General features: G+C 53.3%; 27 protein-coding genes. 11 read left to right on the top strand and 16 right to left on the bottom strand.

What is annotated here, in order from left to right; translation table 11 throughout:
* Positions 1 to 12: 12 nt before the first annotated feature.
* The 6 genes from PV433_RS02535 to PV433_RS02510 form a co-directional block, all read right to left on the bottom strand.
* Positions 13 to 870, bottom strand: a complete 858-nt coding sequence (locus PV433_RS02535) for a MurR/RpiR family transcriptional regulator (RefSeq protein ID WP_332070627.1) — start codon at positions 868 to 870, stop codon at positions 13 to 15.
* A gap of 32 nt (positions 871 to 902) precedes the next feature.
* Positions 903 to 1,613: a PIG-L deacetylase family protein gene (locus PV433_RS02530; RefSeq protein WP_332070626.1), complete on the bottom strand. Its 711-nt coding sequence runs from the start codon at positions 1,611 to 1,613 to the stop codon at positions 903 to 905.
* 52 nt (positions 1,614 to 1,665) lie between these two features.
* On the bottom strand, positions 1,666 to 2,541 hold the full coding sequence (locus tag PV433_RS02525) for a carbohydrate ABC transporter permease (protein ID WP_332070625.1): 876 nt from the start codon (positions 2,539 to 2,541) through the stop codon (positions 1,666 to 1,668).
* On the bottom strand, positions 2,538 to 3,443 hold the full coding sequence (locus PV433_RS02520) for a carbohydrate ABC transporter permease (RefSeq protein ID WP_332070624.1): 906 nt from the start codon (positions 3,441 to 3,443) through the stop codon (positions 2,538 to 2,540). The genes PV433_RS02525 and PV433_RS02520 overlap by 4 nt, the downstream gene beginning before the upstream one ends.
* A gap of 105 nt (positions 3,444 to 3,548) precedes the next feature.
* Complete coding sequence (locus PV433_RS02515) at positions 3,549 to 4,868, bottom strand: ABC transporter substrate-binding protein (RefSeq protein WP_332070623.1); 1,320 nt, start codon at positions 4,866 to 4,868, stop codon at positions 3,549 to 3,551.
* A 99-nt stretch (positions 4,869 to 4,967) separates the two neighbouring features.
* Complete coding sequence (locus tag PV433_RS02510; protein WP_332070842.1) at positions 4,968 to 5,921, bottom strand: GNAT family N-acetyltransferase; 954 nt, start codon at positions 5,919 to 5,921, stop codon at positions 4,968 to 4,970.
* Positions 5,922 to 6,257: 336 nt separating this feature from the next.
* On the opposite strand from PV433_RS02510, the gene murQ reads away from it, so the two are divergent.
* From murQ to PV433_RS02495, 3 genes are all read left to right on the top strand, one after another.
* Positions 6,258 to 7,187: an N-acetylmuramic acid 6-phosphate etherase gene (murQ, locus tag PV433_RS02505; RefSeq protein ID WP_332070841.1), complete on the top strand. Its 930-nt coding sequence runs from the start codon at positions 6,258 to 6,260 to the stop codon at positions 7,185 to 7,187.
* 228 nt (positions 7,188 to 7,415) lie between these two features.
* Entirely contained in the window at positions 7,416 to 7,727 is a 312-nt protein-coding gene (locus PV433_RS02500; RefSeq protein WP_332070622.1) for a TFIIB-type zinc ribbon-containing protein, read from the top strand.
* A gap of 60 nt (positions 7,728 to 7,787) precedes the next feature.
* Positions 7,788 to 8,780, top strand: coding sequence for a hypothetical protein (locus PV433_RS02495; protein WP_332070621.1), 993 nt, complete (start codon positions 7,788 to 7,790; stop codon positions 8,778 to 8,780).
* 237 nt (positions 8,781 to 9,017) lie between these two features.
* Here PV433_RS02495 and PV433_RS02490 read toward each other — a convergent pair whose 3' ends face one another.
* The 3 genes from PV433_RS02490 to PV433_RS02480 all read right to left on the bottom strand — a co-directional run bounded on the left by PV433_RS02490 (position 9,018) and on the right by PV433_RS02480 (position 11,068).
* On the bottom strand, positions 9,018 to 9,539 hold the full coding sequence (locus PV433_RS02490) for a GNAT family N-acetyltransferase (protein ID WP_332070620.1): 522 nt from the start codon (positions 9,537 to 9,539) through the stop codon (positions 9,018 to 9,020).
* A gap of 159 nt (positions 9,540 to 9,698) precedes the next feature.
* Positions 9,699 to 10,088: a RidA family protein gene (locus PV433_RS02485; protein ID WP_332070619.1), complete on the bottom strand. Its 390-nt coding sequence runs from the start codon at positions 10,086 to 10,088 to the stop codon at positions 9,699 to 9,701.
* 98 nt (positions 10,089 to 10,186) lie between these two features.
* Positions 10,187 to 11,068, bottom strand: coding sequence for a pirin family protein (locus PV433_RS02480; RefSeq protein ID WP_332070618.1), 882 nt, complete (start codon positions 11,066 to 11,068; stop codon positions 10,187 to 10,189).
* A 388-nt stretch (positions 11,069 to 11,456) separates the two neighbouring features.
* On the opposite strand from PV433_RS02480, the gene PV433_RS02475 reads away from it, so the two are divergent.
* Entirely contained in the window at positions 11,457 to 11,630 is a 174-nt protein-coding gene (locus PV433_RS02475; RefSeq protein WP_332070617.1) for a hypothetical protein, read from the top strand.
* Between the two features lie 83 nt (positions 11,631 to 11,713).
* Here PV433_RS02475 and PV433_RS02470 read toward each other — a convergent pair whose 3' ends face one another.
* Positions 11,714 to 12,469: a class I SAM-dependent methyltransferase gene (locus tag PV433_RS02470; RefSeq protein WP_332070616.1), complete on the bottom strand. Its 756-nt coding sequence runs from the start codon at positions 12,467 to 12,469 to the stop codon at positions 11,714 to 11,716.
* A gap of 163 nt (positions 12,470 to 12,632) precedes the next feature.
* Here PV433_RS02470 and PV433_RS02465 point away from each other — a divergent pair, with 163 nt between their 5' ends.
* From PV433_RS02465 to PV433_RS02445, 5 genes are all read left to right on the top strand, one after another.
* Positions 12,633 to 13,709, top strand: a complete 1,077-nt coding sequence (locus PV433_RS02465; RefSeq protein ID WP_332070615.1) for a stalk domain-containing protein — start codon at positions 12,633 to 12,635, stop codon at positions 13,707 to 13,709.
* 156 nt (positions 13,710 to 13,865) lie between these two features.
* On the top strand, positions 13,866 to 15,446 hold the full coding sequence (locus PV433_RS02460; RefSeq protein WP_332070614.1) for a spore germination protein: 1,581 nt from the start codon (positions 13,866 to 13,868) through the stop codon (positions 15,444 to 15,446).
* 4 nt (positions 15,447 to 15,450) lie between these two features.
* Complete coding sequence (locus PV433_RS02455) at positions 15,451 to 16,611, top strand: Ger(x)C family spore germination protein (protein ID WP_332070613.1); 1,161 nt, start codon at positions 15,451 to 15,453, stop codon at positions 16,609 to 16,611.
* A complete protein-coding gene (locus tag PV433_RS02450; protein ID WP_332070612.1) occupies positions 16,604 to 16,855 on the top strand; it encodes a hypothetical protein in 252 nt (83 codons plus the stop codon). Before PV433_RS02455 ends, PV433_RS02450 begins: the two co-directional genes overlap by 8 nt.
* A gap of 6 nt (positions 16,856 to 16,861) precedes the next feature.
* Complete coding sequence (locus tag PV433_RS02445; protein WP_332070611.1) at positions 16,862 to 17,959, top strand: GerAB/ArcD/ProY family transporter; 1,098 nt, start codon at positions 16,862 to 16,864, stop codon at positions 17,957 to 17,959.
* A gap of 459 nt (positions 17,960 to 18,418) precedes the next feature.
* On the opposite strand, the gene PV433_RS02440 is transcribed toward PV433_RS02445, so the two are convergent.
* Entirely contained in the window at positions 18,419 to 19,498 is a 1,080-nt protein-coding gene (locus PV433_RS02440) for an acyl-CoA dehydrogenase family protein (RefSeq protein WP_332070610.1), read from the bottom strand.
* Between the two features lie 31 nt (positions 19,499 to 19,529).
* On the bottom strand, positions 19,530 to 20,063 hold the full coding sequence (locus PV433_RS02435; protein WP_332070609.1) for a DUF4242 domain-containing protein: 534 nt from the start codon (positions 20,061 to 20,063) through the stop codon (positions 19,530 to 19,532).
* 134 nt (positions 20,064 to 20,197) lie between these two features.
* Here PV433_RS02435 and PV433_RS02430 point away from each other — a divergent pair, with 134 nt between their 5' ends.
* On the top strand, positions 20,198 to 20,656 hold the full coding sequence (locus tag PV433_RS02430; RefSeq protein WP_332070608.1) for a winged helix-turn-helix transcriptional regulator: 459 nt from the start codon (positions 20,198 to 20,200) through the stop codon (positions 20,654 to 20,656).
* 102 nt (positions 20,657 to 20,758) lie between these two features.
* On the opposite strand, the gene PV433_RS02425 is transcribed toward PV433_RS02430, so the two are convergent.
* From PV433_RS02425 to nadE, 4 genes are all read right to left on the bottom strand, one after another.
* Positions 20,759 to 21,526, bottom strand: a complete 768-nt coding sequence (locus PV433_RS02425) for an ABC transporter permease (RefSeq protein ID WP_332070607.1) — start codon at positions 21,524 to 21,526, stop codon at positions 20,759 to 20,761.
* Positions 21,523 to 22,515 carry an ABC transporter substrate-binding protein gene (locus tag PV433_RS02420; protein WP_332070606.1) on the bottom strand — a complete coding sequence of 331 codons (993 nt, stop codon included), beginning with the start codon at positions 22,513 to 22,515 and terminating at the stop codon, positions 21,523 to 21,525. Before PV433_RS02420 ends, PV433_RS02425 begins: the two co-directional genes overlap by 4 nt.
* Before the next feature lie 14 nt (positions 22,516 to 22,529).
* Complete coding sequence (locus tag PV433_RS02415; RefSeq protein WP_332070605.1) at positions 22,530 to 23,318, bottom strand: ABC transporter ATP-binding protein; 789 nt, start codon at positions 23,316 to 23,318, stop codon at positions 22,530 to 22,532.
* A 557-nt stretch (positions 23,319 to 23,875) separates the two neighbouring features.
* Entirely contained in the window at positions 23,876 to 24,715 is an 840-nt protein-coding gene (gene nadE, locus PV433_RS02410) for an ammonia-dependent NAD(+) synthetase (protein ID WP_332070840.1), read from the bottom strand.
* 264 nt (positions 24,716 to 24,979) lie between these two features.
* Here nadE and xerS point away from each other — a divergent pair, with 264 nt between their 5' ends.
* Complete coding sequence (xerS, locus tag PV433_RS02405) at positions 24,980 to 26,059, top strand: tyrosine recombinase XerS (RefSeq protein ID WP_332070604.1); 1,080 nt, start codon at positions 24,980 to 24,982, stop codon at positions 26,057 to 26,059.
* Positions 26,060 to 26,079 lie beyond the last annotated feature (20 nt).

Raw genomic sequence — 26,079 nt, 5'->3', positions numbered from 1 at the left:
TAGGTTTCCCTCCTATTTTCGGGTTTCGATTTTGTCCATATCCCCCAGCACATTGCGGCTCCGCTGCAAATATTGGACCGCTTCCTCGAAGTTGGCGCTGGCGACTCCGAGATACAAAATGTCGATCAGGTTCAGCTGTGCGATCCGCGACGCCATCGCCCCGCTCCGGATTTCATTCTCCGTCGAAGCGATATGAAGCGGAATCGCGGCAACGCTGCCCAGCGTCGTATGGCCGTACTTGGTAATGCCGATCGACGGTGCTCCCACTTCGTTCGCATAGATCAAGCTTTGAATAACCGGTTTCGTCTCGCCCGAATACGAGATGCCGACCGCCACATCGTCCGAACGGACCGTGACGGCCGCAGTCAACTGCACCGTCGGATCGGTAAACGTAAACGACGGCTTGTTAATCCGCAAAAATTTTTGCTGGGCATCCTGCGCGATCAGGTTGGAGGCGCCGACGCCGTAGAAAAAAATCCGGCTCGCCTTGCTCAGCGCCTCCACCGCTTGCTGCAGATGATGGAGGTCCAAGATTTTCATCGTATCGAGGATCGATTGCACATTGTTGTAGGACACGTTCTGCACGATCGTATCGATCGGATCGTTGGGACGAAACTCGCGATACTCGTACCGTTCCTGCGACTGCAGATCGCCGATCACTTTCATCTTCAATTCCGGGTAACCCTTCAGCCCGAGCGATTTGCACAGCCGGATGATGGCTGCCTGGCTGCCTCCGCTCCGCTCGGCCAGATCCGCGACAGACATATGAGCCAGCTCACGAGGGTGAGCCAAAATATAATCCGCGATAATACGCTCCGACGGCGTAATTTGCCCGATCATTTCCCGTATCCGAACCAATCCGCCGTTCACATGAATTCCACCTTTTCTAGTTGCCGGCCTTATTATTCAAACCATTGGAGGCGCTTGTTCAGCCCTCCCCTCGGTACCATAAATCCTTGTGCCCGCTTGAAGTATACCGGCGCTCCGCGGACGACCGTCAACGCTTTGTAATAGTCGATATAGGGGAAGCCGTACGTCTCGCCGCGGGCGAACGCGTATACGCTCAGCGCACGGACCCAGGCGTCGAACGCCTCCTCGGGAATATCCACGAACACTTCCGGTACGAACTCGTGCATATCTTCCCAATTTTCCGAGAAGTAGATTTTGCGGGCGTAGTGCGCCGGCAGCTCTCTCTCGATCGTTTTGAGCGCAGCGTAAAAATGCGCATCTTCCACAATCTTATGCGTGTTCGCGTGGTCTTTGTGGATACTGTGTTTCCAGTGTGTAATAATGATGTCCGGCTTCAGCTCGCGGATGACGTCGGCTACCTCGTACTTGATCTGCTCGTCGACCGGAATTTCCGCATCCTTGTACTGTAGATACCGGACATCGGCTCCGAGAATTTCCGCAGCTTTATACGATTCCTCGATTTTCTGCTTTGCGTATTCGTCCGGAGTCAGACGCGGATGCCCTTTCTCTCCCGGAGTGAGGTGGAGGAACGTCGCTTTATGGCCTTCCTGCGTATACTTCGCGATCGTCGCTCCCGCCGTCAGCTCCTGGTCTCCCGCATGCGCGCTAATCGCCAATATATGTTTTTTGGTTTGTTCCGTCATCGATTCGATCTCCTTTTCATTGTATCCAATAATCGTTTGGCAAATCAAATGGCTACTCTTTCAAGCCTGTATTCATCATGCCCCGTACGTAATATTTCTGCAGGAAGATGAACACGATCAAAATCGGGACGGTGCTGATAACGAGCGCCGCATTGACGAGCGGCTGCGTCATATTCGCATCGAGATGGGATTTGAGCTGCTGGATGCCAACCGGCAATGTCGCCAAATCTTTGTTGACCGTGTACATGAGCAGCGCCCAGATGAATTCGTTCCAACTGCCGATAAATTCGAAGATCGCCAGCGTCGAGAGCGCCGGTACCGTCATCGGGAGAATAAGCTGGAAGAAGATCCGCAGCTCGGACGCTCCGTCGATCCGGGCCGCCTCGATGTAAGCATCGTTGATCGTCATTATGAACTGGCGCATCAGGAAGATGCCGAACGCGCTGACCGTGAAGGGCAGAATCAGCGCGAGCATATATTTCGCCATCCCCCCGTCCCCGCCTTCGCCCATCCAGTCGTTGCCTCCGACGAACGGGAAATGAACCATGATGTAAAAGTTGGGGATCAGAAACAGAAACGCCGGGAACATCATCGTCGCCAGTATGAAGCGAAAGAGAACTTTCTGACCGCGAAACCGCAGCTTTGTCAGCGCATAACCGGCAAGCGAACTCGTCAGCAGCACGATTACCGTCGTCACGACGGACTTGACCAGACTGTTCTTGAAGAGCAGTCCCAGCTGCAGTTGTTCGAACGCCGTCGCATAATTGCTCGTCTCGAACGTTTCCGGGAATAACGAATAATGAAGCCGGTTGTAGTCCGCCGTTCCTTTGAAGGAGGAAAAAATCATCTCGAGAAACGGGAATACCATCATGATGCTGCCGATGATAATGACCGTATACGAAAACCACGGAAATGTTTTCGGTTTCATGTGTAGCTCTCCACCCCTCCCCGGCGAAATACAGTCAGCTGAATGATCGTGACGATAAAGACGCAGATGAACAGAACAAAGGCCATCGCGCTGGCAATTCCCCAATTGCCGTAAGAAAACGCCTGATTATACATCTCCAGCCCGCCGACGTTCGTCGAATTGCCGGGGCCGCCGTTTTTGGTCATGACGAGCGATAACGTGAACGATTGCAATCCTCCTATAAAGGAAGTAATAAGCACGAACAAAATCGACGGCTTGAGCAGCGGCAGCGTAATCTTCGAGAAAATGGCCCCGAGCCCCGCTCCTTCGATCGTCGCAGCCTCGTAATAATCGTCGGAAATCGCCTTAAGCCCTGCAGTCAAAATCAGCACCGAGCTTCCGATCCCGAGCCAGCCGCCCACGACGATTATCGAAGCGAGCGCCGTGTTCGGATCGTCCAAAAATTTGATCGACAAGACGCCCAGCTTGTTCAGCACGGCATTAATCAGCCCGTTCGTCGGGTTGTACAAATACAGCCACACGTTCCCGACCGCTACGACCGTCGTCACCGTAGGCAGGAAGTACAACGTCCGCCAAAACCCTTCGAAGCGCAGACGGGTAATCGTGTAAGCGACGAACAGAGCGATGAAAAACGAGAGGCCGACCGTACCGAAGGCGAACACGAACGTGTTCTTGATGATCGGATTCAAAAAGGTCGAGCCGTCCGCGAACAGCGCTTTATAGTTTTTGAGGCCGACCCATTCGATCAGCGTCAGGTCGAAGCCGCCCCATTCCGTAAAGCTTAAAAACAACGAGAAGATTAACGGCACAAGGAAAAAGATCGCGTAAAACACGATGACCGGCGATAAAAACAACCAGCCCAGAAGTCCTTGGCCGCGGCTCAGTTTGCCATTTCCGCTCATGCCAATCCTCCAATCGGGTGCTGCTAGAAGCAGATGTAGGGTAACGGGCCGGAGCGACCGGCCCAATGGATCGGATCGCATCGGCCCTCGTATGATGCTCTAGGGTTAGTTCGCGAGCTTGGACTGAATGTCTTTTTGGGCCGCTTGTACGGCTGCTTCCGGCGTCGTTTGACCGGTCCAGGTGCTCTCGATCTGCTTGAACAAAATATCCTGGATTTCCGTCCCGGCAGCCGGGTTCGGCTCAGGCAACGCGTAGTTCAAAGCGTCGACGAACGTTTTCAGCACGGCATCGCCGGCCAATTTGTCCTTGATCGGTTTCGCGTCAAGGTCGGACTTGCGGGTCGACAGCGAATTGAAGGCATCCAGCAGGAACCCGCCTTCCGGCGTCAAGCCGTCTTTAACCGATACCGTATTGAACCATTTGAGGAACTCCCATGCTTCCTTCTGGTATTTCGATTTATTGTTGACGCCCCACATCCAGGTATAGGCGATCGAGCCTTTCTTCGAGCCGTCCGGAGACGGAAGCGGCGCCGCGCCGATATTCTGGTAGGCCTCCTTCATCGTTCCGGCAAGCGAACCGGCATACCAGCCCGCCTGGATCGTCATCGCCGTTTGCTCGGCCGGGAACGTTTTGCTTACGCTGAACGAGACGTCCGCGATGCCGTCTTTGTAAAACTTCGCGGCATAATCCATCGTTTTCTTGCCTGCGTCGGAATCGAGCTGCGCCTTGGTCAGATCGTCGCTGATCAGTTGGCCGCCCGCCGTCGCCATCAGCGACATGAACGGCTGGTCGACGATCGAAGCGTATCCGCGCACGAAGCCGAAGCCTTGCTGCGTAATTTTGCCGGAGCCGTCCTTTTTCGTAAGCGCTTTGGCCATGTTGTACATCTCATCCCATGTTTTCGGCGGATTGTCGAATCCGGCTTCCTTCAGCAGTTTTTTGTTATAGAACAAGGCGTAAGCGTTTACTTCCGTCGGGAAGCCGTATATTTTGCCGCCGATGGAGGCGCCCTTGACGGATGCGTCCGGATAATTTTTCTTGACGTCGTCGATCACGTCGGCCGGCGGCTCGGCCAGCACTTTGTTTTTCGTCAGTTGGCCGCCCCACAGCGAATAGACGTGCATAATATCGGCGACCTGCCCGGCCGTTTGCTTCGCTTGGATCGTTTTCAGCAATTCCCCGAAGTCCACCGGCTCGAGCTTCACCTGGATGTCCGGATGGTCCTTGTTCCACATATCCACATACGGCTTCAGCTTCTCTTCCTGCGCTCCGGCGTAGTGGGACAGCAGCGTGAGCGTCACCGGACCTTTCTTGCCGTCGTCGCTTCCGCTGCTTTCTTTGCCCGAGCCGCATGCGGCCAGACTGACTGCCAGCGCCGACGTGACGGCAAGGCTTACTGCGCGTACTGCCATTTTTTTGCTCATACGAAAAGACCTCCCTGAATGATAGATGAATGATTACACTTCTCTGCTTTCTCCGGGAAACCGGACGGACGACGCGGCCAGTAAGGTATTACGGGGACGTCAGAAGCTTTTCCGGCATACGTGAAACCGCCTCGTTACTTGAAAACCAAGCTTTCTGTACAGCAGTCCGGCCGTCGTCGTCTCCCCGGTCCACAAAAACCATGCTCCATGAAGTCCTTGAGCCCTCATGTTCGACAAACAATCGTGCAGCATAATTTTGCCGAGTCCCTTCCCTTGATGCGCCGGATCGACACCGAACGGTCCGAACCGCTCGAGCACGCCCTCGTAGCCGCCGTGCATGCAGAACCCGATCAGCTTGCCTTCGAAGCGGGCGACATGGATCACGGACATCGGCAGACCGCGCAGCAGTCCTTCCCGGATCGCTCTTCCCCAGTCGGGGTTGAACAGGTCCGCCGCAAACCGGATCACATCAACGAGATCCCGGTCCTGCGCCAATCTGAACGCATACCCTTCGTCCTCCCGTGTTCGTTTCAACCGTTTGACGTCTTCAGGCGCTGCGTACCGGACCAGTGAATAGTCCATCGCCACCGGCGAATACAGCTTGGCGAACCCGTGTTTCAGCAGGAAGGCGTAACCGTCCGGGTAGCTTGCTTCATCCACGCCGGGTGTGAAATAGTTCGGCGCATAAGATGAGAAAAATACGTGCTTGCGTCCCAAACGCTGCAAAAAGTTCAGCGCCTCCTCCATCAGTCTGCTGCCGATTCCCTCCCTTCGCCGATCCGGAGCGACAAAGAAAAACGGAATCCATCCATTATCCGGCTCCAGCTCCGTCCCGTGCATCGGCAGCAACCGCCTGACGGCATACATCGCGCCGACAAGCCGGCCGTCTTCATAGGCGAGACGCAGCCCTTCCGGATCGAAATTAGCGTCAAGCAGCACCATATTGCGCAGTCTGATCGGCGTAATCGGATCGTGATGCAAACATTCGTTCCATAGTTGAACGATGGCCTCTTCGTTACCGCTTTCATAATGGCGATATTGCAGATTCCCCATCTCCATGTTGCCCTCCCCTCGCTTTTTTCCTCAGACACCCCGCTTGGATAAATCCGCTCGATATAAGGACCCGGATGACTGACAACGCTTACACACGCCTTATGATTTGACACAAAATTTCACTCATAAGGTCTGTGGTAAAATTTATTTTCATTTCCCACATGCCCATTATATCATCGTGAAATAATATTTCAACATAAATATTTATTCATAAAAATTTATTTTACAAGCCTCGCCTTGATCGTTTATAGTTAGACCAAAGATACCGAAAGGAAATCGATACGCCCCTATGGGTTGCAGCCTCGATAAAACAGTTGTGGAGGGACTTTTATGAATATGAATCGCGCTTTGGAGCGTCTCCTGACGGAGCAGCAAAATGAACATACCCGCGACATCGATCAGACGCCGACACTGGGCATGCTTCAGATGATGAGTGACGAAGACCAGCGGGTCGCTTCTGCGGTCCGGGCCGTATTGCCTCAGATTGCGAAGGCGGTCGATACGATCGTCGCCAGCTTCCGTACGGGCGGCAGATTGTTTTATGTCGGAGCGGGAACGAGCGGACGGCTGGGCATCCTGGACGCCTCCGAATGTCCGCCGACATTCGGGACGGAACCGGAGATGGTGCAGGGGATTATAGCCGGCGGGGATACGGCTATTCGCTGTGCGGTGGAAGGTGCGGAGGACGACGAAGCGCTCGGCGCATCGGATATCGGGGAACGCGGCATTGGCGTGCACGATATCGTGGTCGGAATCGCAGCCAGCGGACGGACCCCTTATGTCATCGGCGCGATGAAAAAAGCGAAGGAAGCCGGAGCGGCTGTCGTCTGCGTATGCAACAATCCCGATTCGGTCATGAGCAAGCACGCGGACATCGCGATCGAAGCGGTCACCGGGCCGGAAGCTGTGCTCGGCTCAACGCGGCTGAAAGCCGGAACGGCGCAAAAGATGATCCTGAACATGCTCACAACCGCCTCCTTTATTCAGATGGGCAAAGTGTACGGCAATCTGATGGTCGATCTGCAGGCGACGAACTTCAAGCTGGTCAACCGGGCGAAAGGCATTATCCAGCGGGCGACCGGCGCCCCGGACGATGTCGTGGAACGAGCTTTCCGGGCGACCCGCGGCGATGTGAAGACCGCCACAGTAATGATCGCAACCGGTTCTTCATATGAACAGGCCGTGCAGCTGCTTCGGCAATCCGGCGGTTTCGTTCGCGGTGCGATTGAGATCAGTCTGACCGGCTCCGGTAAGCCGGCCGGTTGAGCTGAATAGCAAACAGACCCGCTCCCTTCCGAATCGTATTCGGCGGTTGGCGGGTTTTTGTTATTCCATTTCGATGCAATTGGGAGTCCCTCTTCGTATCCCGATAATCCTTTCCATCCGTTTGTGATATTCTCCGCTTTCCCACTTGGTTTTTTGCATGCCATCCGATATCGTGTTAAGGTAAAAGCAGCAACCATTCCGATATTCAAGGAGGCTGACATCCCACTCATGAATTGCCCAATCTGTGACGATGTAAAGATGCGCGAAGTCGAAAAGGAAGGCATCCTGATCGACATCTGTCCTTCGTGCAAAGGGGTTTGGCTGGACCGCGGAGAGCTCGACAAATTGATGGCGGGTGTCCGCGAAGTACGCGAGCCGTTCAATCAATGGTATGACAGACAGGAGCCGCAGCCTGAACGGAGAACCGGTTATGAGGAACGCCCTCCCGCCTACTCGGAGCCGCAATATTATGACAAGCATCATCCGAAATACAAACGCAAAAAAAGTGTTATGGATATTTTTGGGGACCTGTTCGATTGATACGATTTCGCAAACGACAGTCCTGCAGGATAGCTGATTTCCTTAAGGGGGCTGCCTGAAGTGGATGATTTGTACCGATTCGAATCGATCCTGGACGATCTGGCCGACAGCGCGCTGTCTTTTATCGTATCCAATCTGCTCGGTTTGCTGTTTGCTCTGTTCGTCGCAGGATTGATTTTTCTATTGGTGGTATTAGGACTTAAGCGGAGCGTAACCAAAAAACGGCTTCGAAAAGCGATTAAACTGCAGCAGAACCAAATGACCCGGCTGAATGCGCTTATTGCCGCCGAACCGTTTAGAGGATTGGGGCAAGGATTCGTTCAGGGACGGACACAGCGGGCATTAGCGGACATCGAGAATAGACTGCTTGCCCTGCACCGGCAGGCAGAACCGCTCCAAGCCGAGCTTTTGGCGTGTAAAGTTCCATTTTTTTCCGTTCTCAGCCCGATTGTGCGAGTTTACCGGCTCTACCGGGATACGAAAACATGGTCAAATCAGGTCGATAGTATGGCTGTGGAAGTAAATGGGATTGTAAACGTAGAGAAAAGCGCCTCCTCCTCTGCCCGGCAAGCAGCCGGCCATTTCTCCGAAGTTTCGGCTGCGATCGACCGGCTTTGCTCCGAGTCCGGTTACCCGCTCGATGAGCTGGTTCGCGAACGTCAACGCATACAGGCGCTGCTCGATCAAACCGAACAAGCGGCCGCCTTCGATGTGATACAGGCCAATACGGAGTTAAACGCCTTCGGCCGGGAACTGAATGCCTTGCAGCGGCGGACGGATCAGATGCATAAGCAGCTCCGCATCTTCGGGGAGATGCGTTCCCGGGTCGCCCGGGAAAAAGAGCAGCTGGACCGGACCCGTGTAGAGCTCCAGTCCACCGATACCAACAGCATCGCGATCGCCATGAGACAGGTCGATACCATTTTGCAAAGACTGGAGCAATCCCTCCGTCTGGGCCAAGACACCGATCTTCGCGCAGGCGCGGTTGAGGTCGAGCTTCTGTTCAAGGAAGCGGCTAGCCGTCTGCAGACGGCCCGAAGCCAGTCCGAGTAAGACCCAACGCCAAAAAAGCCGGATGTCCGAGGTTTGCGGATTCCGGCTTTTTCTAGTTACTCAAAAAAACGTCCTCCTCTCATCACGAAGGATGCAAGTTTTGTAATACTTAATTGGTATTCGCTGACATCTATCCAGTTCCTTTTATTCTATGAATGTAATGTCGTATCGCAAGGAATTCGTCGGTTAAAAACAAAGGCAGCCCCCTCCCAGGCAAGAAACCTCCGTGCTGATTGTCTACTTTTCAAAAAATTCTTTCGCATATTCGACAACCCCATCTACACCTGACAGACCGCCATCCGTGAGCGCAACGGCCATAAAGCTGTCTTCAGGTACATCAAACGGCGCTTTTATCCCATATAAGCTTGCTTTTTTATAACCGAACCTCGGATAATACTTCTCATGACCCAGCACAACGGAACCCTGATACCCAAGCCGTGCGGCGATTTGGTGTCCTTCCGTAATCAGATGCTTCCCGATCCCCTTACTTTGCATGTCCGGTAATACAGCAACAGGCGCAAGTGCAACCAGAATCCGATCACCAACATGTATTTCTGTAAACAGGATATGACCGACGATTCTGCCTTCATATTCAGCCACAAGAGACAACTCCGGTATAAACTTCGTCGAATTTCGAAGCCTGTTTACCAGGTGATGCTCGTCATGATCCGAATAATCGGCATTCTCAAATGCCTTTTGAACGACACGATAGACTTCAGTAACATCCTCGATTTTTTCTTGTCGGATTGCAATACCCATTGTGCTGCCTCCTACTGTCGGATTTACCAGGTTCCGTAGCGTATAAGACTTAGTAATAGTCGTATTTGTTTCTTCGATACACATTGATGGTTACATAATATTTATTATGTATACTTAGGAAAATCATCTTGACTCCGACCACACCTGGCCACCTACTCCCTACTCCTCTTCCACAATCGCCTCGACCTCGATCTCCACCATCAGACGCGGATCGATGAGCGCTTGTACTTCAACCATCGTCGCCGCAGGTTGTATGTTTCTGAAAAACTCGCCGTGCGCTTTCCCGATTTCCTCCCATTTCGATATATCGGTAACGAACATCCTTGTCCGGACTACGTCGGACATCGAAGCTCCCAATTCGTTCAACGCTTTCTCGATCGTTTGCAAAATAAATCGGGTTTGCTCGTAAGCATCCCCCTCGCCGACAACTTCCCCGTGCTGCATCGCAGTTGTACCCGCTACTTCGATCCGCTCCCCGATCCGGACGGCACGGCAGTAACCGACCACGGGCTCCCAAGGCGAACCTGTAAACACACGACGTCTAGTCATAAAGCGTCTCCTCTCCGTCTCCTGCTTATCGCATCTCATCGAACTCCAAAAAAGCGGAGCAGGGTATTCCCCGCTCCACTATTATACACTCCCGGCGCTTAAAAATCGGTGCTGCCCATCTTGCCGGACTGGAAGTCTTGAAACGCTTCGATAATTTCCTCCCGGCTGTTCATCACGAAGGGGCCGTGCTGGTAGATCGGCTCGTTGATCGGTTCACCGCTTAAGACGAAAACGACCGTATCGTCCGTCAACCCCTCGATCGAAATCGCGCCCGGACTGTTGCCGAACAGGACGAAATCTCCTTCTTGGGCGGTGCGATCGCCGTTTACTTTCACCTCGCCCTTCAGAACAAGAGCAGCGGTGTTATACGCTGACGGCAGTTCGAACGCCGCCTTTCCGTTTGGCTTCAGCGTCATGTCGAACAAGTGAATCGGCGTAAACGTGGACGCCGGTCCTGCGACGCCTTCGTATTCGCCGGCGATGACACGCACCGTCCCGCCGCCTTCCGGAAGCTCCACCCGCCCCATCTGCGCGTGAAGCAGCTCTTGATATTTCGGCGCATGCATCTTGTGAGCCTTGGGCAGATTCACCCATAGCTGAATCATCTGGAACAAGCCCCCGCGCTTCGAAAACTCGGTCTCGTGATACTCCTTATGCAGCAGTCCCGATCCCGCTGTCATCCACTGTACGTCGCCGGGCCCGATAATACCGTGATTGCCGTAATTGTCATGGTGCTCGATCGAGCCCTCGTAAGCGATCGTCACCGTCTCGAACCCCCGGTGCGGATGGGCGCCTACCCCTTTTACCGACGGGCTGGGCGGGAAAACAAACGGAGCGTTATAGTCCATCAGAATGAACGGGCTGATCCGGTGCTGGAAGTTGTTGCCGGACGGAAAATAGTTGGACACCCGGAAGCCGTCTCCTACCATATGGAAAGGCGCACCTCTGAAAATACCTTCGATAGTACGGAATGTTGTCATAGTAAAGTCTCCCCTCGTTCTATTCTTAAGTTCATATATCTTAAATTAAAGATAATTGATTTTAATGTTCCCGTCAAGTGGGCTGCCGCATGAACGTGACTTGTCGTTCAGGGAGACCCGAATGAGTTGGTAAAGCCGGCAACCGAGTGAGTGATGGTGCCGGATCGTGCCAGTTTCGCACTGAAACGCCTTTGTTCGTCATCTAACCAGAAGCCGTACCTTGCACTCCTTCAGATTTGCCTACGTCCATCCGTTTCATGTACAATTTGAAACAACGGCTTTTTAGTGAGTCTACTCTTTAGTTGAAGGGAGCTGCGGGCAGCTGGAGAACGATAACCTGCTCGTCCGCGTACCCGACCCGACAGATCGCAAGGCGACCCTTATTCAATTGACGGAGCTCTCGCAAGCTCATCTGGAACATATCCTAGCCGTTCAGTCCGAGGTGGCGGACCAGTTGCTCGATAATTTGTCCATCGACCAACGCAACCGGTTGTACGAGCTGCTCCAGCTTCTCATACAAAATAAGGAAGCGGATCTGTCGTGCGGAAAAGACGGCACCTGAACAAAGAAAGAGGGACCGGTTGGCGACGCCGAGCTTCGGGCGTTTCCCTGCCGGTCTCTTTTAAAGTTAACGCTTGTTTAAAATTAAACCTCGCCCCAATACACCTCGGTCTCGTAGTCGAAAAACACGACCCCATCCTGGTTCGTCCGCTCGTACACGTTCCGCAGCTCCACCATCATCGGTTCATAAGCCGGATCGCCGGAAACCGGAATGTACGAGGAGGACTGCATTCTGCCGCTGAGCTGCTCGAAATCGTGAGCGTAACGGTTCATAAACCGGGCCTCTTGCATATCCCCGTTATGGAAAAAAGCAGTCAGTGCCTCTCTCGATATGTTTTTATGGTTCGTCTTCACATAGTCGGTGCCGAATGTCCGCAGCAGCTGTTCGTATTGTTCCAGAAACGGGGTTCCTTTCAATAACCGCGAATTCCAGATCAGCACCGCTTTCCCGCCCGGTTTTAAAATCCGGCGAAATTCGATCCGCGCTTCGGCATGATTAAACCAATGAAACGACTGGGCGCACACGATAAAGTCGACCGACTGATCCGGAAGCCCGGTGCTCTCCGCCGCCCCGGCAACCGCACGAAAGTTCCGCTCTCCGGCCAAATCGCTTTCGGCTGCGCGGCGCATCGGTTCGTTCGGCTCCACGGCAATGACCCGGCTGCCCCGTGCGATAAGAAGCTTGGAGAAAATACCCGTTCCGGCTCCGATATCCGCCACCGTACAATCGTCCGACAAACCGACCGTGTCGTACAAATAACTCATCGCCGCCTCCGGGTAGCTCGGCCGGTATTTGGCATACATCTCGACCCGGTTGGAAAACCGTTCTTTATTGTCCATTTCTCTCACTCTCCCATCTGACAGATAGTTTCATTTTATCATATATTACTGTTGCTGATATTGCTGTTGGCGCCTGACATGAAATGAGCGGAATATCCGGCGACGGTGCAACCTTCCGGCTTCGAATCCGTCTAATCTTTTACAAACTATGGAAAGGATTTCGATGATGAGAAAATATATAATCGGTTTTATTTGCGGCGCCGCTGTCGCTTCCTCCACCGCAGTTGTCGCATCAGACTCGCTTCAGGCGTATTTATTTCCGAGCCAAGTCGCTATTTACAACGGGGTCACGATCCAGCCTGTCGAGGTTACCGGCGATAATCCTGTCATCAATTACAACAATAAGGCTTATATCCCGCTGCGCACTTTCGCGGAGGCGTTCGGAGCGGACGTTTCGTTCCAGCCGGCCTCGCCGGACAACGGCAGCTTGAATCAAATCGATCTCAAGATCGGCAGCTTCCCGGATTACGTTGTACCTTATATGCGCGACCCGGACGGATACTTTGAGATGGAAAAGCTCCAGGTAAGCCGTCTGCCGGGCGGCCAACGCACGCTCACGTCCGGAACGATCCGCATCAACAAAGATCTATCAGGCAAACAAATCGAAATAACGGCCATGGACTCGAATGGAAAACCGATGGGGTCAACCGAGTTCGTATCTATCGCCGATTCGGAGACGAAGCCGCCGTTTCCCGGAGAAACGCGTACTTTTGCCACCCGTCTCGTCTTCGACGGACAGCGTCACATCTTCACCTATAACATCAAGGTGAGGGACAAACTGGAGCCATACAAGCCGGAAATGAGAGATATCCATCTGGACGGCGGCGTTGTCGCCGCGCTTTATCCTCCAAGCGGCTTTAACGGGCATCTCCCGGCCGATCAGATTTCCCCTTTCACCGTTTCCTTTCAAAATAATACCGGACACGATATCGTGCTGGATCCGTACGAATGGACGTTTAAGGTCGAATCGGTCGGCGAGGACGATCAGCCGCTCTCGCCCGTCTATGAGCAGACGCTTCCTGTCGTCCATGGTCCGCTTCAGGCCGGCTACCGGTATACCTTCACCGTGCCCTGGAATCCGGTAGACGCAGCCGGCCAGCCGGTGCCGCACGGACGCTACAAGGTTACGCTAGACCGGCCCGACAATGTAACGTACTCCAATGGCGGAGAACGTCAAGTAACGGAACCGCTGCTGATCAATACGCGAACGCCGTACGTCTTCATCTTCGACCTTGAATAACTTATCCAACTTCTAGGTGTGCTTTTTTAACACTCAACCCAAAACGGGGCGTCCCAAAGTCAGCCTATACTGACTTTCCGGATAGCTCTTTTTGGTATATCTTTCTCCTCCTGAGGGTACTCTAACTCCAAACTATTCCAAATCAAGGAGAACGTTATGCGGAATCACGTTCCCGGCCATCGAAATAATACGCCTCCCTCTTCTGCTGCTGGTCATAGCGGCTCGTCGTCATCACCAGGCGTCAATTCACCTTCGCTTCCGATCTCCAAGCAGCTCGAGGCTAATATCCACGCGCTCGGGGAGACGCTGGCGAACTGCGGAGACTTGATTATTCTTCCCTGGAGCTACGGTCCGCAACTGGAACAAAAGGCCGTTTCCGTTTATTTCGAAACGTTGGTTCGGGACCAGCGGCTTAACGATGTCAAGGAAGCGCTGCAAGACATGGCTTCGCACGAAATCGGGCCCGCTGCCGGGATCTCGGCGGACGATGTGATGCGTTTTTTCTCGAAGCACGGCGTCACCTCGCATCCCGTCGAGTTGATGGAGACGATCGGGCAGTCCGTAGCCGGCATGCTGGACGGGAAAGTAGTCATCTTCTGGGACGGATGGGACAAAGCGACCGGATATGTAGCGCTTGACGTGGCTCAGCGGCAAGTTGGCGAGCCGGTTAACGAACCTGTTGTCCAAGGGCCTCATAACAGCACGATCGAAGATCTGGGCAGCAATATCGGCATGATCCGGGGACTGCTGAAATCGCCGGGACTGAAATTCGAATACCGGACAGCCGGCGCCGAGAGCCGCAGAAACTTCGCATTCGGTTATTTGGACGGCGCAGTGAATCCGGAGACGCTGCGCGAGTTCAAACGCCGGATCGATCAGATCGACCAGGAAGAGATTATGGAAACGTCCTATCTGGAGGAATGGCTCGGGGAAGCCCGCTATTCGCCTTTTCCCCAGGTCCGGTATACGGAGCGGACCGATACTGCCATCGCCGCACTGCTCGACGGCAAGATCATTGCCATGGTGAACGGTACGCCCTCCGTCCTGATCTGTCCGGGAAATTTCCTGGAGTTTTTCATGTCCAGCGAAGACTATTATCACCGGTCTATTTTTTCGTCCTTGATCCGTCTGCTCCGGCTGGTCTCTTTTGTTATCGCGCTGCTGCTCCCCAGCACGTATATCGCCTTGTCGACGTTTCATTCCGAGATGATTCCGACCGTCTTGCTGCTGGCCATATTGAATACCCGGGAAGGGATTCCGTTTCCGGCTTTTCTGGAAGCGCTCATTATGGAATTTTTTTTCGAGCTGCTGCGGGAAGCCGGTATACGTCTGCCAAGACCGATCGGTTCCGCGGTCAGCATTGTCGGCGCGCTGGTCATTGGGGAAGCGGCGATCCAGTCCAAGATCGCGTCGCCCGTTATGGTCATTGTCGTCGCTCTGACCGGAATCGCCTCCTTTTCCCTGCCTCAATACAATATGGCCATTGCGGTCCGGATATTGCGCTTCCCGTATATGGTTCTGGCTGCGACATTCGGAGGACTCGGCATTATGTTCGGCTTTATCCTGACGCTGCTGCACCTGACCGCGCTGCGCTCGATCGGCCAGCCTTATCTCGCTCCTGCGGCGCCGCTCGATTTGAAGCAATGGCGGGATATATTCTGGATCGTTCCGCGCAAGCTATTGCTTCATGCTCCGCGCAACCGGCATCTGCATAAAAAGACCGCTGGGAGGAAGTAACCTCGTGAAATCCCGTTCGTTTGCCGCCGTAGCTTCCCTTATGGTGTTAATTCTAACAACTGGCTGTTGGGACAATGAAGAGCTGACCGGGTACGGATTCGTTCAGGCGGTAGCCATCGATCTGACGAAAGATGGCGAGTTTCAGCTGACCACCCATTTCTACAGCCCCACGGGTGGTGCGGAAATGCGGGATAGCGAGCAGCAGAAGCAAAGCGGCATCAATATTCAAACGCAAGGGAAAACGATCTTCGAAGCGGTTCGGGATATTCCGATTCATTTCGGTCGGAAGGCCAAATGGGATCATCTGCGGGTCATCCTGCTCGGAGAGCAGGTGCTGCGGACGCAAGGCGTCGGAGCGATTCTCGAATATTTCTCGAGGGATCACGAACCTCGGGGAACGATTCTCCCGCTCGTAACGAAAGGACCGGCCAGCGATTATTTGAACATTAAACCGTATATCGAACATACGATCGGTCAGCAGTTGAAGCGGATGGAAACCGACGGTGCGGACTATGCCGCGAAAACGTCCAAAATTCCGCTGTTCGAGCTGGCGATTCAATTAAAAAGCGCGACAGGCGTATCGACGGTCCCTTATATTCATCACGACGGCGGACAGCAGGATGTCACGGTCTCCGGCATCGCGCTGCTAAAGGACGGCAAGCTGGCGAAAGCGATCGTGACGCCTAAAGATACGCAAGCGCTGATGATGCTTACCAATAAGTACAAATCCGGCATATTGGAATACCCTTGTTCGGATGGCGAAGGCGAGGAATCGTTCGAAGTTCTCGATGCTGCGACCCGGTTATCCCCCCGCGTCGAAAACGATCAGGTCACCGTACGGGTCAAGACCCGGATTGCCGGAGCGGTAGGAGAGCTGCGCTGCTCCCGAATCACGAAAAACGCCGAGAAGGAATCTTTGGAAGACCGCCTCAAGCGCCAGGTCGAACGGCAAATCCGGAAAACACTTTCGTTCCTCCAGCGGGAACGGATGGACGCGCTCGGCATCGGCAATCAGGTATACCGAAAAGAACCGGCCTTATGGAAACAGTGGCAGCCGGAATGGGGAGAACATTTCGCCAAAATCCGCTTCCACCTCGACGTTGATGTCCAGGTATTAAATACGGGGATGAACGTAGGAAAACCATTCGGCAGAGAGGATGAATAGGTTGCTGGCCAGGCTGACTTTTGTTCTTCTGTTTGTTGCGGTGATTGTTGGCAGCGGCATGCGGCAATGGAGCGGCGCGGAGAGACGCGACCGGATCGTTTACGGGTCGCTGATGCTGCCCGTTTTATATCTCGGGATTATTTTCGTAACCGAAGCGCACTGGCCGAATATCGATACCTTGTTCCACTCTATCTTTGCCGGTCCGGCCAAACGGATTGTCGATTTGTTCCAACCAGGAGGATAACGTCCCATGAGCAAGCAAGAGAGCGTCAGTTCGGCCCAGATGAGCATGCTGTTCCTCTCCTTTATGACCGGTTCGTCGATCGTCATCGTTCCTGCTCCGCTCATCAACGCAGCCGGGAACGGAGCCTGGCTCTCTCTGCTGCTGGCCTGGCTGATCGGCTTTCTCCTGCTGGGCTGTGTTCTGTATCTATACCGGAAATATCCCGGGATGTCCTTCATCCAGTACAGCCGTCATACGCTAGGCGGATGGCTGACCGCGATTATACTCCTCCCTTACGTGTGCGTCATGTTCTGGCATGTGGCCGGGATCGTAAGCGAAATCAGCGTGTTCTTCAAAAGCACGATGCTGAGAGAAACGCCGAGTTATGCGATTAATGCGCTCTTTTTTATCGCGATCGCCCTCACCGTCCGCAACGGCATTGAAGTCATAGCCCGGATGGCCGTAATATTGTCTACCTTGATGTTCGGCTTCATCATTCTGATTCTGGGTCTCGTTGCGCCGATGTACCACCCGGAATATCTCGAACCGATCATGCCGCAAGGGATCGGGCCGATTTTACACGGCGCTTATATCGCTTACGGCTTCCCCTATTCGGAGCTTGTCGTCTTCGCCATGCTCCTGCCGTTCGTGCGGAAGGAAGAAGGCGGCAAGGTTGGCAAACATCTATTTTTTGCGCTGATCCTTAACGGCTTCACCCTGCTCGCTTCTATCGTGAGCAGTATGATGGTGCTCGGTCCTTTGGCCGGCGATCTCAAATTTTCTCTCTATCAGCTCTCCCGCTTAATTTTCGTGAGGGAAATTATCGAGAGAATCGAGTCGGTGATCGGCTTCTCGCTGACCGTCGGTTTTTACATCAAAAGCGCGATCATGCTGTACATTCTGATGAAAGTTTTGTCGCAGCTGCTTCATTTGAAGGATGACCGTTTTCTCGTGTATCCCGTCGCCATGATCTGTATGCTGCTGTCGCTGACTACGTATCGCGATGAGACGAGTCTCGGGGAGCAAGTGAATATCATCTGGCCCCTGCTCGACAACACCGCCTATATCGCCCCGATGCTCCTGATCGCTGTCGTGTCGTTGATCCGCAGACGGATGCCGGCGTGATCGTCCTGCTTTGCAGCGTGGAGAGGAGAGAACTGATTAGAGCGGTTTGTACCTGTTATTTTGTCTATATTCCGCTTGGATGGGAATATAAGAGCGGTCTGGGGCTGCTAAGATCGGCGAAACGGGCGCAGGTCCGACCGGTGGGCTGAAATAAAAGGTGCAAACCGTATGTCTCTGGCCGACCAATATGACGAAAATAGAGACTGCCAGAAACTCTTATAATGTGGCAGAACCCGCACGCAGGTTTTCGTTTCAGCTAATAAGAACACACGTTCTGTCTTGTTGCTTGAAAGAGTTGTACGGCCTCCTGCCAAGTTGAAGAAGTCCCCCAAAACCTCGTCCATGTGCGGCTGGAGCCAAGGTGTACGTTCTCTTCTACATAGGCTTTCGTCCGCGTTTGCACGTAAAAAACCGTCCGGACGCTCGACGCTTACCGGACGGTTTTTCGTAATGGTTTGTTCACCTGCCGCCGGTCTGCAGGCAGCGCATCTTCTCCAAATGTTTGACCGTAGGCGTCAGATTGGACAGGAAGTATGCTTCTCTCAGCCGGCGCGACGGCGAACTGTTCTGCAAATAACCGGCTCCGCCGTAGTGCAGCATGCAAGTCTGGACAGCTTTGAGCGTCAGATACGTGATCTCCAGCCTCGCCTTCACCGCCTCGGGCCACTGCTCGGACAAATGATCGCTGGAAGCCAGCCTATATATCGTTTCCCGCAGCGGCGCAAGCTCTGCCTCGAGATCGTCCGGCTGAACGCCGATGTAGCTGCAGCAGCCGCTCTGCCGGTCTCTTACTTTGTGCATCGATTGGATCGAAGCGTCCGTAACGCCGAGGCCGAGCGGAATCTGGTACATCAGAAACTGGGGACGAATCGAGGCAACGAACGCGTCCGCCTGCTCGGAGAGTATCCATTCATCCGGCACGAACACATCGTCGAACTCGCAGCTGTACGTTGCGCTGCCGTTAATGCCGATATAATACACCTTCTCGCGCAGCGTCAATCCTTCGGAACTGCAACGGATGAAAGCCATAATCCGGGTATCGTCATCAACAGCGGCCACTACGCCGAAACCGTGATCCGCTCCGAGATTGGACACGCTCGGCAGCACCCCGGAGAGGAAATACCCGCTCTCGCTTCGTCTCGCCTTCAGACATAACTTTTCGAGCCCGGCGTAATATTTCATCGGGTTGGACAGCCCTGTGCCTCCGAGCATTTCCCCGTTCTCCAGACGCGGCAGCACGTTTGCCAGCAGATACGGGTTGCCGCTTCTGCGCAGATAGGTCATTGCCGTCAGATGACACCATAAGTTAAATCCGGTCGTCATGCACACCTTGGACGTTTCCTCGACCAGTCTCACGCCTTCCGTCACAATTACGGGCTCGGGCAGGGGGCGGGACGGCAGCAGACCGGATGTTCCCAGCTTTGTTAAGTATTCGCGCGGGTATAACGCTTCCGCGTCCACTTTCTTGACGATCGGTTTTAAGTAAAGATCGATAAGTCCGTTCAGGAGATTTTTTCTGGCAGCTTCCTCTGTAACCATCCTCTTTCCACCCCTGATCCGCAAATAGCTTTTATTTGCCGGGCAAAATCTCCGTGATGGAGTCGATCGGCGCTTTCACCGCTTCCCGAGCTTTTTTGACGGCCGCTTCGCCCGGAGCGTCGTAGAAGCACAAACATTTGGTCATGTCCTCACATACATAGGTTCTGGAAAACGATACTTCCGGCACTTCCGCATAATGGACGGAATTGTTTTTCTTCCGCTCCAGGTACTGATCCATCGTCAGGTTCTCCGGCAAGTTCCATTCCACCAAATAATTCACGACTTCCTTCTGCTGCTTCACTTCCTCCAGATCTTGCCCGATCAGGCGAACCGGCTTGCTCAGGATGACCGGGATGCCCGCGCTGCGCAAGCTCGCATTCAAAATGTCCCGTCCCGCCGATTCGAAAATGAAAAACGCGCGGCTCCAATCCTTGGACACTTGAACCTCGATTACCGTTACGTCCTGCGACGCCAGCTCTTTCTGAAGCTCGGCGATTTTTTGCTCGAAGCCTGCTTTATCCTTCACGATACCATTCAGTGCCGATTCTACCAAATACAAAGTCATTTGTATCTCTCCTCAAGGTATATTTTTAAAACCTACTATACCTAGTGATTTTAATTTACTTGGTATAAAAAATCAACTCATTCATCAGCGGAATATGGTATGATGGACAAAAAATCATTTTCGGAGGTTCTTCGATGAAAGAAAGATACGACCTGCCCTGCAACATCGCCCAGACGCTGAACTTGATCGGGGATCGCTGGACGCTGCTTATCATTCACGAGATCATGATCGGCAACTCGACTTTTAATCAGATCAAATCGTCGCTGGAAGGCGTCTCCTCCCGACTGCTGTCCGAGCGACTCAAATATTTGGAATCCGCCGGCCTGATCACCTCCCAGCTGTACTCGGAGCATCCGCCCCGTTACCGGTATACGCTCACAAGCAGCGGTCAAAATTTGGAGCACGTCTTTCATAGCATGGTGCTCTGGGGCAGGCAGCATCTGCAGAAATGCTACAAGAAGCTTATCCACGAATCGTGCGGACACGAGGTCGAGATCTCGTATTATTGCTCACACTGCAACGAAAATGTGTCCGATCTGAAAGTGGTGGAAATCGGCGCAACCGCTCCAAGTCTCCAGCTTAACCCCACATAAGCCTTAACTTTAACCGTTACGGCGCGCCATTCGCCGTGCGTCTTCCACGAATCCGCCCCCGCTGTTGTCCGCCAGCTCGTCGCTGCGGGCTGCCGGCAACAGCTACTCGTGCGAGGCCGCCCCCCACAGCTTCTCAATCCATCGCTCCAATGCACGCACCGCCCGGTCTAGCAGCAGTCCGCATAGCCCGATGAAGACGATGCCGGCAAATACGAGATCCAGCCGCAGTAAATTGCGCGCGTCTACGATCAAGTAGCCGAGTCCCGACTGCGCCCCTACCATCTCCCCGGATACGAGGAAAATCCATGAAGTACCGATTGCGATATGAAGACCGTTCGCGATATAAGGGAACGAGGCCGGGAATATAATTTTGGTCAGCAAATGAATCCGCTTCATCTCCATATTTTGCGCTACCTTCAAATAAATCGGCTCTACCTTGCGGACAGCCGAGACGGTGGAGAGCAGCACCGGGAAAAACGCCGCCAAAAAGATAATGACGATGGCCGGAGCATCTCCGATCCCGAACCAGAGCACGATGAACGGAGACCAGGCGATCGGCGACACCGGACGAAGCAGCTGGACGATCGGATCGACAATCGCCCATGCCCGTTTGAGCAGTCCAAGCGTCAACCCCAGCGCGACGGCCAGAACGACCGCGCTCACATATCCGGCAGCGAAGCGAAGCAGGCTGACTCTCAGATGCTCGAACAACGTGCCGTCCGCGATCAGCGAGACGATGCCTTTTGCAACGTCCAGGGGCGGCGGGAATAACGATTTCTCATATTGCCCGATCAGTACAGCGGCCTGCCATACCGCGATCAGCAGTGTAAATCCGATCAGCACATTCGTTGTTTTGGTCATTGTCTTCATGATTTACCGAGCGCTTCCTCTATGAACGAATTATCCACGAACTCTTCAAACGTCGGCGGATTGTCCGACAGCTTCATTTCCTTCATATATTCCCGAAGCTCCTCGTAGGACGCTTTGTCGAGCTTCAAATCGTCGTACTTGATCCACTCCAGGGACAAGCCGAGCACCTCGTCTTCGACATTCATATATTTCTTTAAAATTTGTTTGGCTTGCGCGTCTTTTTGTTCCGCTTTTTGTCCCGCTTTCACATATTCCGCAACGAACTCCTTGACCGCCTCCCGGTCTTTCCGGATCAGATCGCCCCGGATAACAAGCCCGCAATCGACGGAATCCTTCCACAGCTGCTCGGACTGGAACAGCACTTTGCCTTTCTTGATGACGACGGATTTGGCGCCGAACGGCTCGGCGACAACATAACCGGCAATCCGTTTCTCGGACAAGGCGGCCGGCATCTCGGCAGGCGGGAGCTCCACCACTTTGACGTCGCTGTATTGCATGCCGTGTTGTTTCAGCATTTGGTAGAGCAGCACGTTGTGAGTCGAGAATTTGTGCGGAATCGCAAAGTTTTTGCCTTTCAGATCGCTTACCGTCATAATATCGTTCGACGATACGACCACATTGCCGTCCTTATGGCCAAGTGCGACGGTCTTCAGATCGATCCCCTGCTCCTTCGCCCGCATCGCCAGCTCGATCAGCACCGACGCCCCGTCGATATTGCCGGTATTCAGCGCGTCCATCAGATCCGGCCACGAGCCGAATTTGACCAGCTCCAGCTCGAAACGGTTAAATTTGCCCTTGCCCAGCTCTTCTTCTATGTAGAGGGGGGCGGCGTGTGTAATCGGCAAATACCCGATCCGGATCTTGCGTTTGCCGGAATCTCCGGACGTTTCCTTCCCGGTTCCTTGCCCGCATCCGGTCAGCGCCAGCAGAAAGGCAATCATAATGACCGCGGCGGTATAAGCTTTGCGGGAGCTGTTCATAAGCCTCATTCGGATCTTCTCCTCTATATCGTATATTCCTCGGGCTGCGCGGAGCCGTTGAAGTGAAAAAACTCGAGAATCTGCTTGCGGAAAAGCTGGAATTCCCCATGTCCCCGGTCTCGCGGCCTGGCCGTATGGACATGAATTTCCTTATGGATGCCTCCGGGGTTCGCGTTCATGATCAGAATCCGGTCGGATAAATAAACCGCTTCGTCGATGTCGTGGGTAACCAGGATGATCGTCGTACCGGACTGGGATTGGATACGCAGCAGCTCGTTTTGCAAGTGATAACGGGTAAACGTATCCAATGCCGCGAAAGGTTCATCCATCAAAATCAGCTCCGGCTCGATGGCGAGCGCTCTCGCCAAGGCGACCCGCTGCTGCATCCCCCCCGACAGCTGGCGCGGAAACAATCCGGCCTTGTCTTCCAGCCCGACAAGCTTCAAGTAATCGAGAGCTTTCGCTTTGCGCTCAACAGCCGTTAATTCGGTTTCCTCCAGGCCCAGTTCTACGTTTTTCAATACCGACCGCCAGGGAAGCAGCCCGTAATTTTGAAACATCATGACACACTTCCGGTTAGGACGGGATACTTCCTCGCCGCCGAACCATACGGTTCCGCTGTCCTTTTTTTCGAATCCGCCGATTATACTGAGCAGCGTACTTTTACCGCAGCCGCTCTGACCGAGCAAAGAGACGATCTCCCCCTTGCCTACGCCAAACGAAACACGGTGCAGAACCTGATCCGAAGTTGACTTCGTATTGGCAAAGCTCTTACACACATCTACCACTCGAACGGCTTCCAACTGCTCCAATCCGCGATCCCTCCCCAAACGATGCGACGCCCTTGATAACAATTTTAATAATTCCTATCTGTTTAGTTGTATTTAACTATTGGTTATCTTATTATACTTTGTATATAAATACAACCTTTATTTTTGAAGGAGCTGATTTTTTTCTGTTGGTCAAATCTCGCGCTTGTCCGGGCAAAATAAAAAGCCCTTGTTAGACAAGGGCTTGAAGCGGATGTTCGGGCATCTTCTAATCGGGAGTAACCGGCATTCTTCGTTTATGAGCAAATCTCGTTTTTCGCTGTCGCCTCACACTAAGCTATAGGGGGGCAACTACGTGTGCCAAAACCCAATTCATTTCAATAACAAGAACGAGGATTAGAAGGCAGGCAATTCCAAAGTCTTTATTGCTCCATCCATTTGAAAGAAAACGGTAGATGACCAAGGCTGTGATTTGCAAAGCTGTCAAAGCAAAATACCAGCCTTCATATCTAAAAACGGTCAAAGAATCGAACATTCTCCCAAGGAGTATAAAGAGGAACAGCCAAGCAAAACCAAGATAATACAGTACATGGGTGTTGCTATTCCTTTTTGCTCGAGTGATCATCTTTCCACCAGGTCTCATCAGGAGTAACCGGCATTCTCCGCTTATGCTCGGAACGCAGATACCGGGTCTCGATTTTCTCCCGGGCGTTGTCGCTCACCGGTTTGCCCTCCAGGTAATCATCGATCTCGTCGTAGCTGAAGCCAAGCTCGTCTTCGTCGGTGCGGCCGGGGTTATGGTCCAGCAAGTCGGCGGTCGGCACCTTGTAAATGAGCGAGTGCGGCGCGCCCAGATGCTCCAGCAGCTGTTTGCCCTGACGTTTGTTCAATCCCGCCAGTGGTGTCACGTCACAGCCGCCGTCGCCGAATTTCGTATAAAATCCGGTCAGCGCTTCCGCGGCATGATCGGTGCCTACTACCAGCAGATCGTAGTGGCCGGCCAAATCGTAATGAACCTTCATCCGTTCCCGCGCCTTCGTATTCCCTTTCCAGTAGTCGGACAACATCTCGCCCGTACCAGCCTGGAACGCTTGCATCGAGCAATCGACCGCATCTTTTATGTTGATCGTCACCACGTGGTCGGGGTTGATAAACGAAAGCGCGGCTTGGGCATCGTCTTCGTCCAGTTGGACGCCATAAGGCAGCCGGACCGCTATGTACGTATACGGCTGGCCCGATTCCTGTCTCAGCCGCTCCGCTGCCAGCTGACACAGCCTGCCCGCAAGCGTGGAATCTTGCCCGCCCGAAATGCTCAGGACGAGACCCTTTTTGCCGGATGTTTTCACATAGTCGATTAAAAATTGGACTCTCTTCTCGATTTCCGCCGCGCTATCGATCGCCGGTTGTACGCCGAGCTTGCGTATTATTTCCTGCTGCAACGTTTGCATGATGGTTCCGTCTCCTTCGTATCGATCTAATCAGTGCTGCCTGTCGGCATGTATATCCACATTATACACGTTAATCGCGAAACGTTCACAACGATTCAATGCGTTATACCAAAGCGTTCCAAAGCTTCCGCCGAATCCATTTACGTCCCCCTTATTATCGGGTAGACTGATTAGGATAGAAAATGAAGAGAATTTTGTTTACATAATAAATATTACGTAAACTATGTTCGAATTCTGCATGTCGAGGTGATCCCTATGAACGTCATTAAACTGAAAGACCGCCAAGAGCTGGACAAACGCGTCCCGGCCATGCCCTGGTATGTCGAGCAGTTTATTAATTATAAGCTGCCGGACCTGTCCCCTTCCTCCCTGCTTGAATATGTGCGCGATTACGAAACGTTTTTCTCCTGGCTGATGGCCGAAGGGCTGACCGAAGCTGCCGCCTGGCGCGATATCCCGATCGAGGTGCTTGAGAAGCTGCGCATGGAGAATATCAACACGTACCGGATGTATCTTTCATCGAAAAAAGACGGCGCCAATACGAGAACGACGATCTCCCGCAAGCTCTCCTCGCTTCGTTCGCTCTTTCATTACTTGAGCCAGATCGCCGAGGATGAAGATTATTATCCCCTGCTCAAGCGGAACGTAATGGCCAAAGTCGAGATCAAGCGGACGCACAAGCCGAAAGACACCGCCGCGAAGCTGGAAGGAAAGCTGCTGCAGGAAAAAGAGATTCTCGAGTTTATCGGCTACATCCAAAGCGGGTACCCCCAGGACGTGTGCAACAACAAGCAAGCGTTATATTCATATGAGCTTAATAAGGTTCGCGACGTCTGCATCGTCAGCCTGGTCTTGAATACCGGTCTGCGCGTCTCGGAAGTGGTCAATTTGAGTATAGACGATCTGGACCTGAAGAAGAAGCTGGTATACGTGTTCCGGAAAGGTAAAAATGACGAGACGTTCAAAACGCCCGTTTACTTCCGTCAGGAAGCGGTGGAATCGCTGACCGCCTACCTGGAGATCCGCTCGCTTCGCTATGCCCCGGACAAAAAAGAAAAAGCGCTGTTTCTCGCCGTCGCCAACGGATCAAAAGAAGGCAAACGGATGACGAAACGCGCCATTCAGGAAATGGTCATTAAATATGCCAAATATTTCGGCAAGCCGTACTTATCGGTCCATAAGCTGCGCCATTCGTTCGCGACCGACTATTATTTGCGCAACGACATTTACAAAACCCAGGAGCAGCTCGGCCACGCCTCCCCCGAGACCACGCAGATTTATGCGCACCTGACGGACAAAACGATGGCCGAAGCGATCGACCGGCGAGAGCCTTAACTTCGACAATACCGCAGACT

Origin of the sequence: Paenibacillus sp. GYB004 (assembly GCF_036577605.1) — a bacterium.
Taxonomy (GTDB): domain Bacteria; phylum Bacillota; class Bacilli; order Paenibacillales; family NBRC-103111; genus Paenibacillus_AB; species Paenibacillus_AB oceani.
The sequence above is the reverse complement of the archived record's forward strand: the minus strand, read 5'-3'. Positions and strand labels throughout refer to the sequence as shown.

Bases quoted from the DNA above. Each gene is read 5' to 3' on its own strand.
- PV433_RS02530 (WP_332070626.1), bottom strand. From the start codon at position 1,613: ATGACGGAACAAACCAAAAAACATATATTGGCGATTAGCGCGCATGCG.
- PV433_RS02525 (WP_332070625.1), bottom strand. From the start codon at position 2,541: ATGAAACCGAAAACATTTCCGTGGTTTTCGTATACGGTCATTATCATC.
- PV433_RS02520 (WP_332070624.1), bottom strand. From the start codon at position 3,443: ATGAGCGGAAATGGCAAACTGAGCCGCGGCCAAGGACTTCTGGGCTGG.
- PV433_RS02515 (WP_332070623.1), bottom strand. From the start codon at position 4,868: ATGAGCAAAAAAATGGCAGTACGCGCAGTAAGCCTTGCCGTCACGTCG.
- PV433_RS02510 (WP_332070842.1), bottom strand. From the start codon at position 5,921: ATGGGGAATCTGCAATATCGCCATTATGAAAGCGGTAACGAAGAGGCC.
- murQ (WP_332070841.1), top strand. From the start codon at position 6,258: ATGAATCGCGCTTTGGAGCGTCTCCTGACGGAGCAGCAAAATGAACAT.
- PV433_RS02500 (WP_332070622.1), top strand. From the start codon at position 7,416: ATGAATTGCCCAATCTGTGACGATGTAAAGATGCGCGAAGTCGAAAAG.
- PV433_RS02490 (WP_332070620.1), bottom strand. From the start codon at position 9,539: ATGGGTATTGCAATCCGACAAGAAAAAATCGAGGATGTTACTGAAGTC.
- PV433_RS02485 (WP_332070619.1), bottom strand. From the start codon at position 10,088: ATGACTAGACGTCGTGTGTTTACAGGTTCGCCTTGGGAGCCCGTGGTC.
- PV433_RS02480 (WP_332070618.1), bottom strand. From the start codon at position 11,068: ATGACAACATTCCGTACTATCGAAGGTATTTTCAGAGGTGCGCCTTTC.
- PV433_RS02470 (WP_332070616.1), bottom strand. From the start codon at position 12,469: ATGGACAATAAAGAACGGTTTTCCAACCGGGTCGAGATGTATGCCAAA.
- PV433_RS02465 (WP_332070615.1), top strand. From the start codon at position 12,633: ATGATGAGAAAATATATAATCGGTTTTATTTGCGGCGCCGCTGTCGCT.
- PV433_RS02460 (WP_332070614.1), top strand. From the start codon at position 13,866: ATGCGGAATCACGTTCCCGGCCATCGAAATAATACGCCTCCCTCTTCT.
- PV433_RS02450 (WP_332070612.1), top strand. From the start codon at position 16,604: ATGAATAGGTTGCTGGCCAGGCTGACTTTTGTTCTTCTGTTTGTTGCG.
- PV433_RS02445 (WP_332070611.1), top strand. From the start codon at position 16,862: ATGAGCAAGCAAGAGAGCGTCAGTTCGGCCCAGATGAGCATGCTGTTC.
- PV433_RS02440 (WP_332070610.1), bottom strand. From the start codon at position 19,498: ATGGTTACAGAGGAAGCTGCCAGAAAAAATCTCCTGAACGGACTTATC.
- PV433_RS02435 (WP_332070609.1), bottom strand. From the start codon at position 20,063: ATGACTTTGTATTTGGTAGAATCGGCACTGAATGGTATCGTGAAGGAT.
- PV433_RS02430 (WP_332070608.1), top strand. From the start codon at position 20,198: ATGAAAGAAAGATACGACCTGCCCTGCAACATCGCCCAGACGCTGAAC.
- PV433_RS02425 (WP_332070607.1), bottom strand. From the start codon at position 21,526: ATGAAGACAATGACCAAAACAACGAATGTGCTGATCGGATTTACACTG.
- PV433_RS02420 (WP_332070606.1), bottom strand. From the start codon at position 22,515: ATGAGGCTTATGAACAGCTCCCGCAAAGCTTATACCGCCGCGGTCATT.
- xerS (WP_332070604.1), top strand. From the start codon at position 24,980: ATGAACGTCATTAAACTGAAAGACCGCCAAGAGCTGGACAAACGCGTC.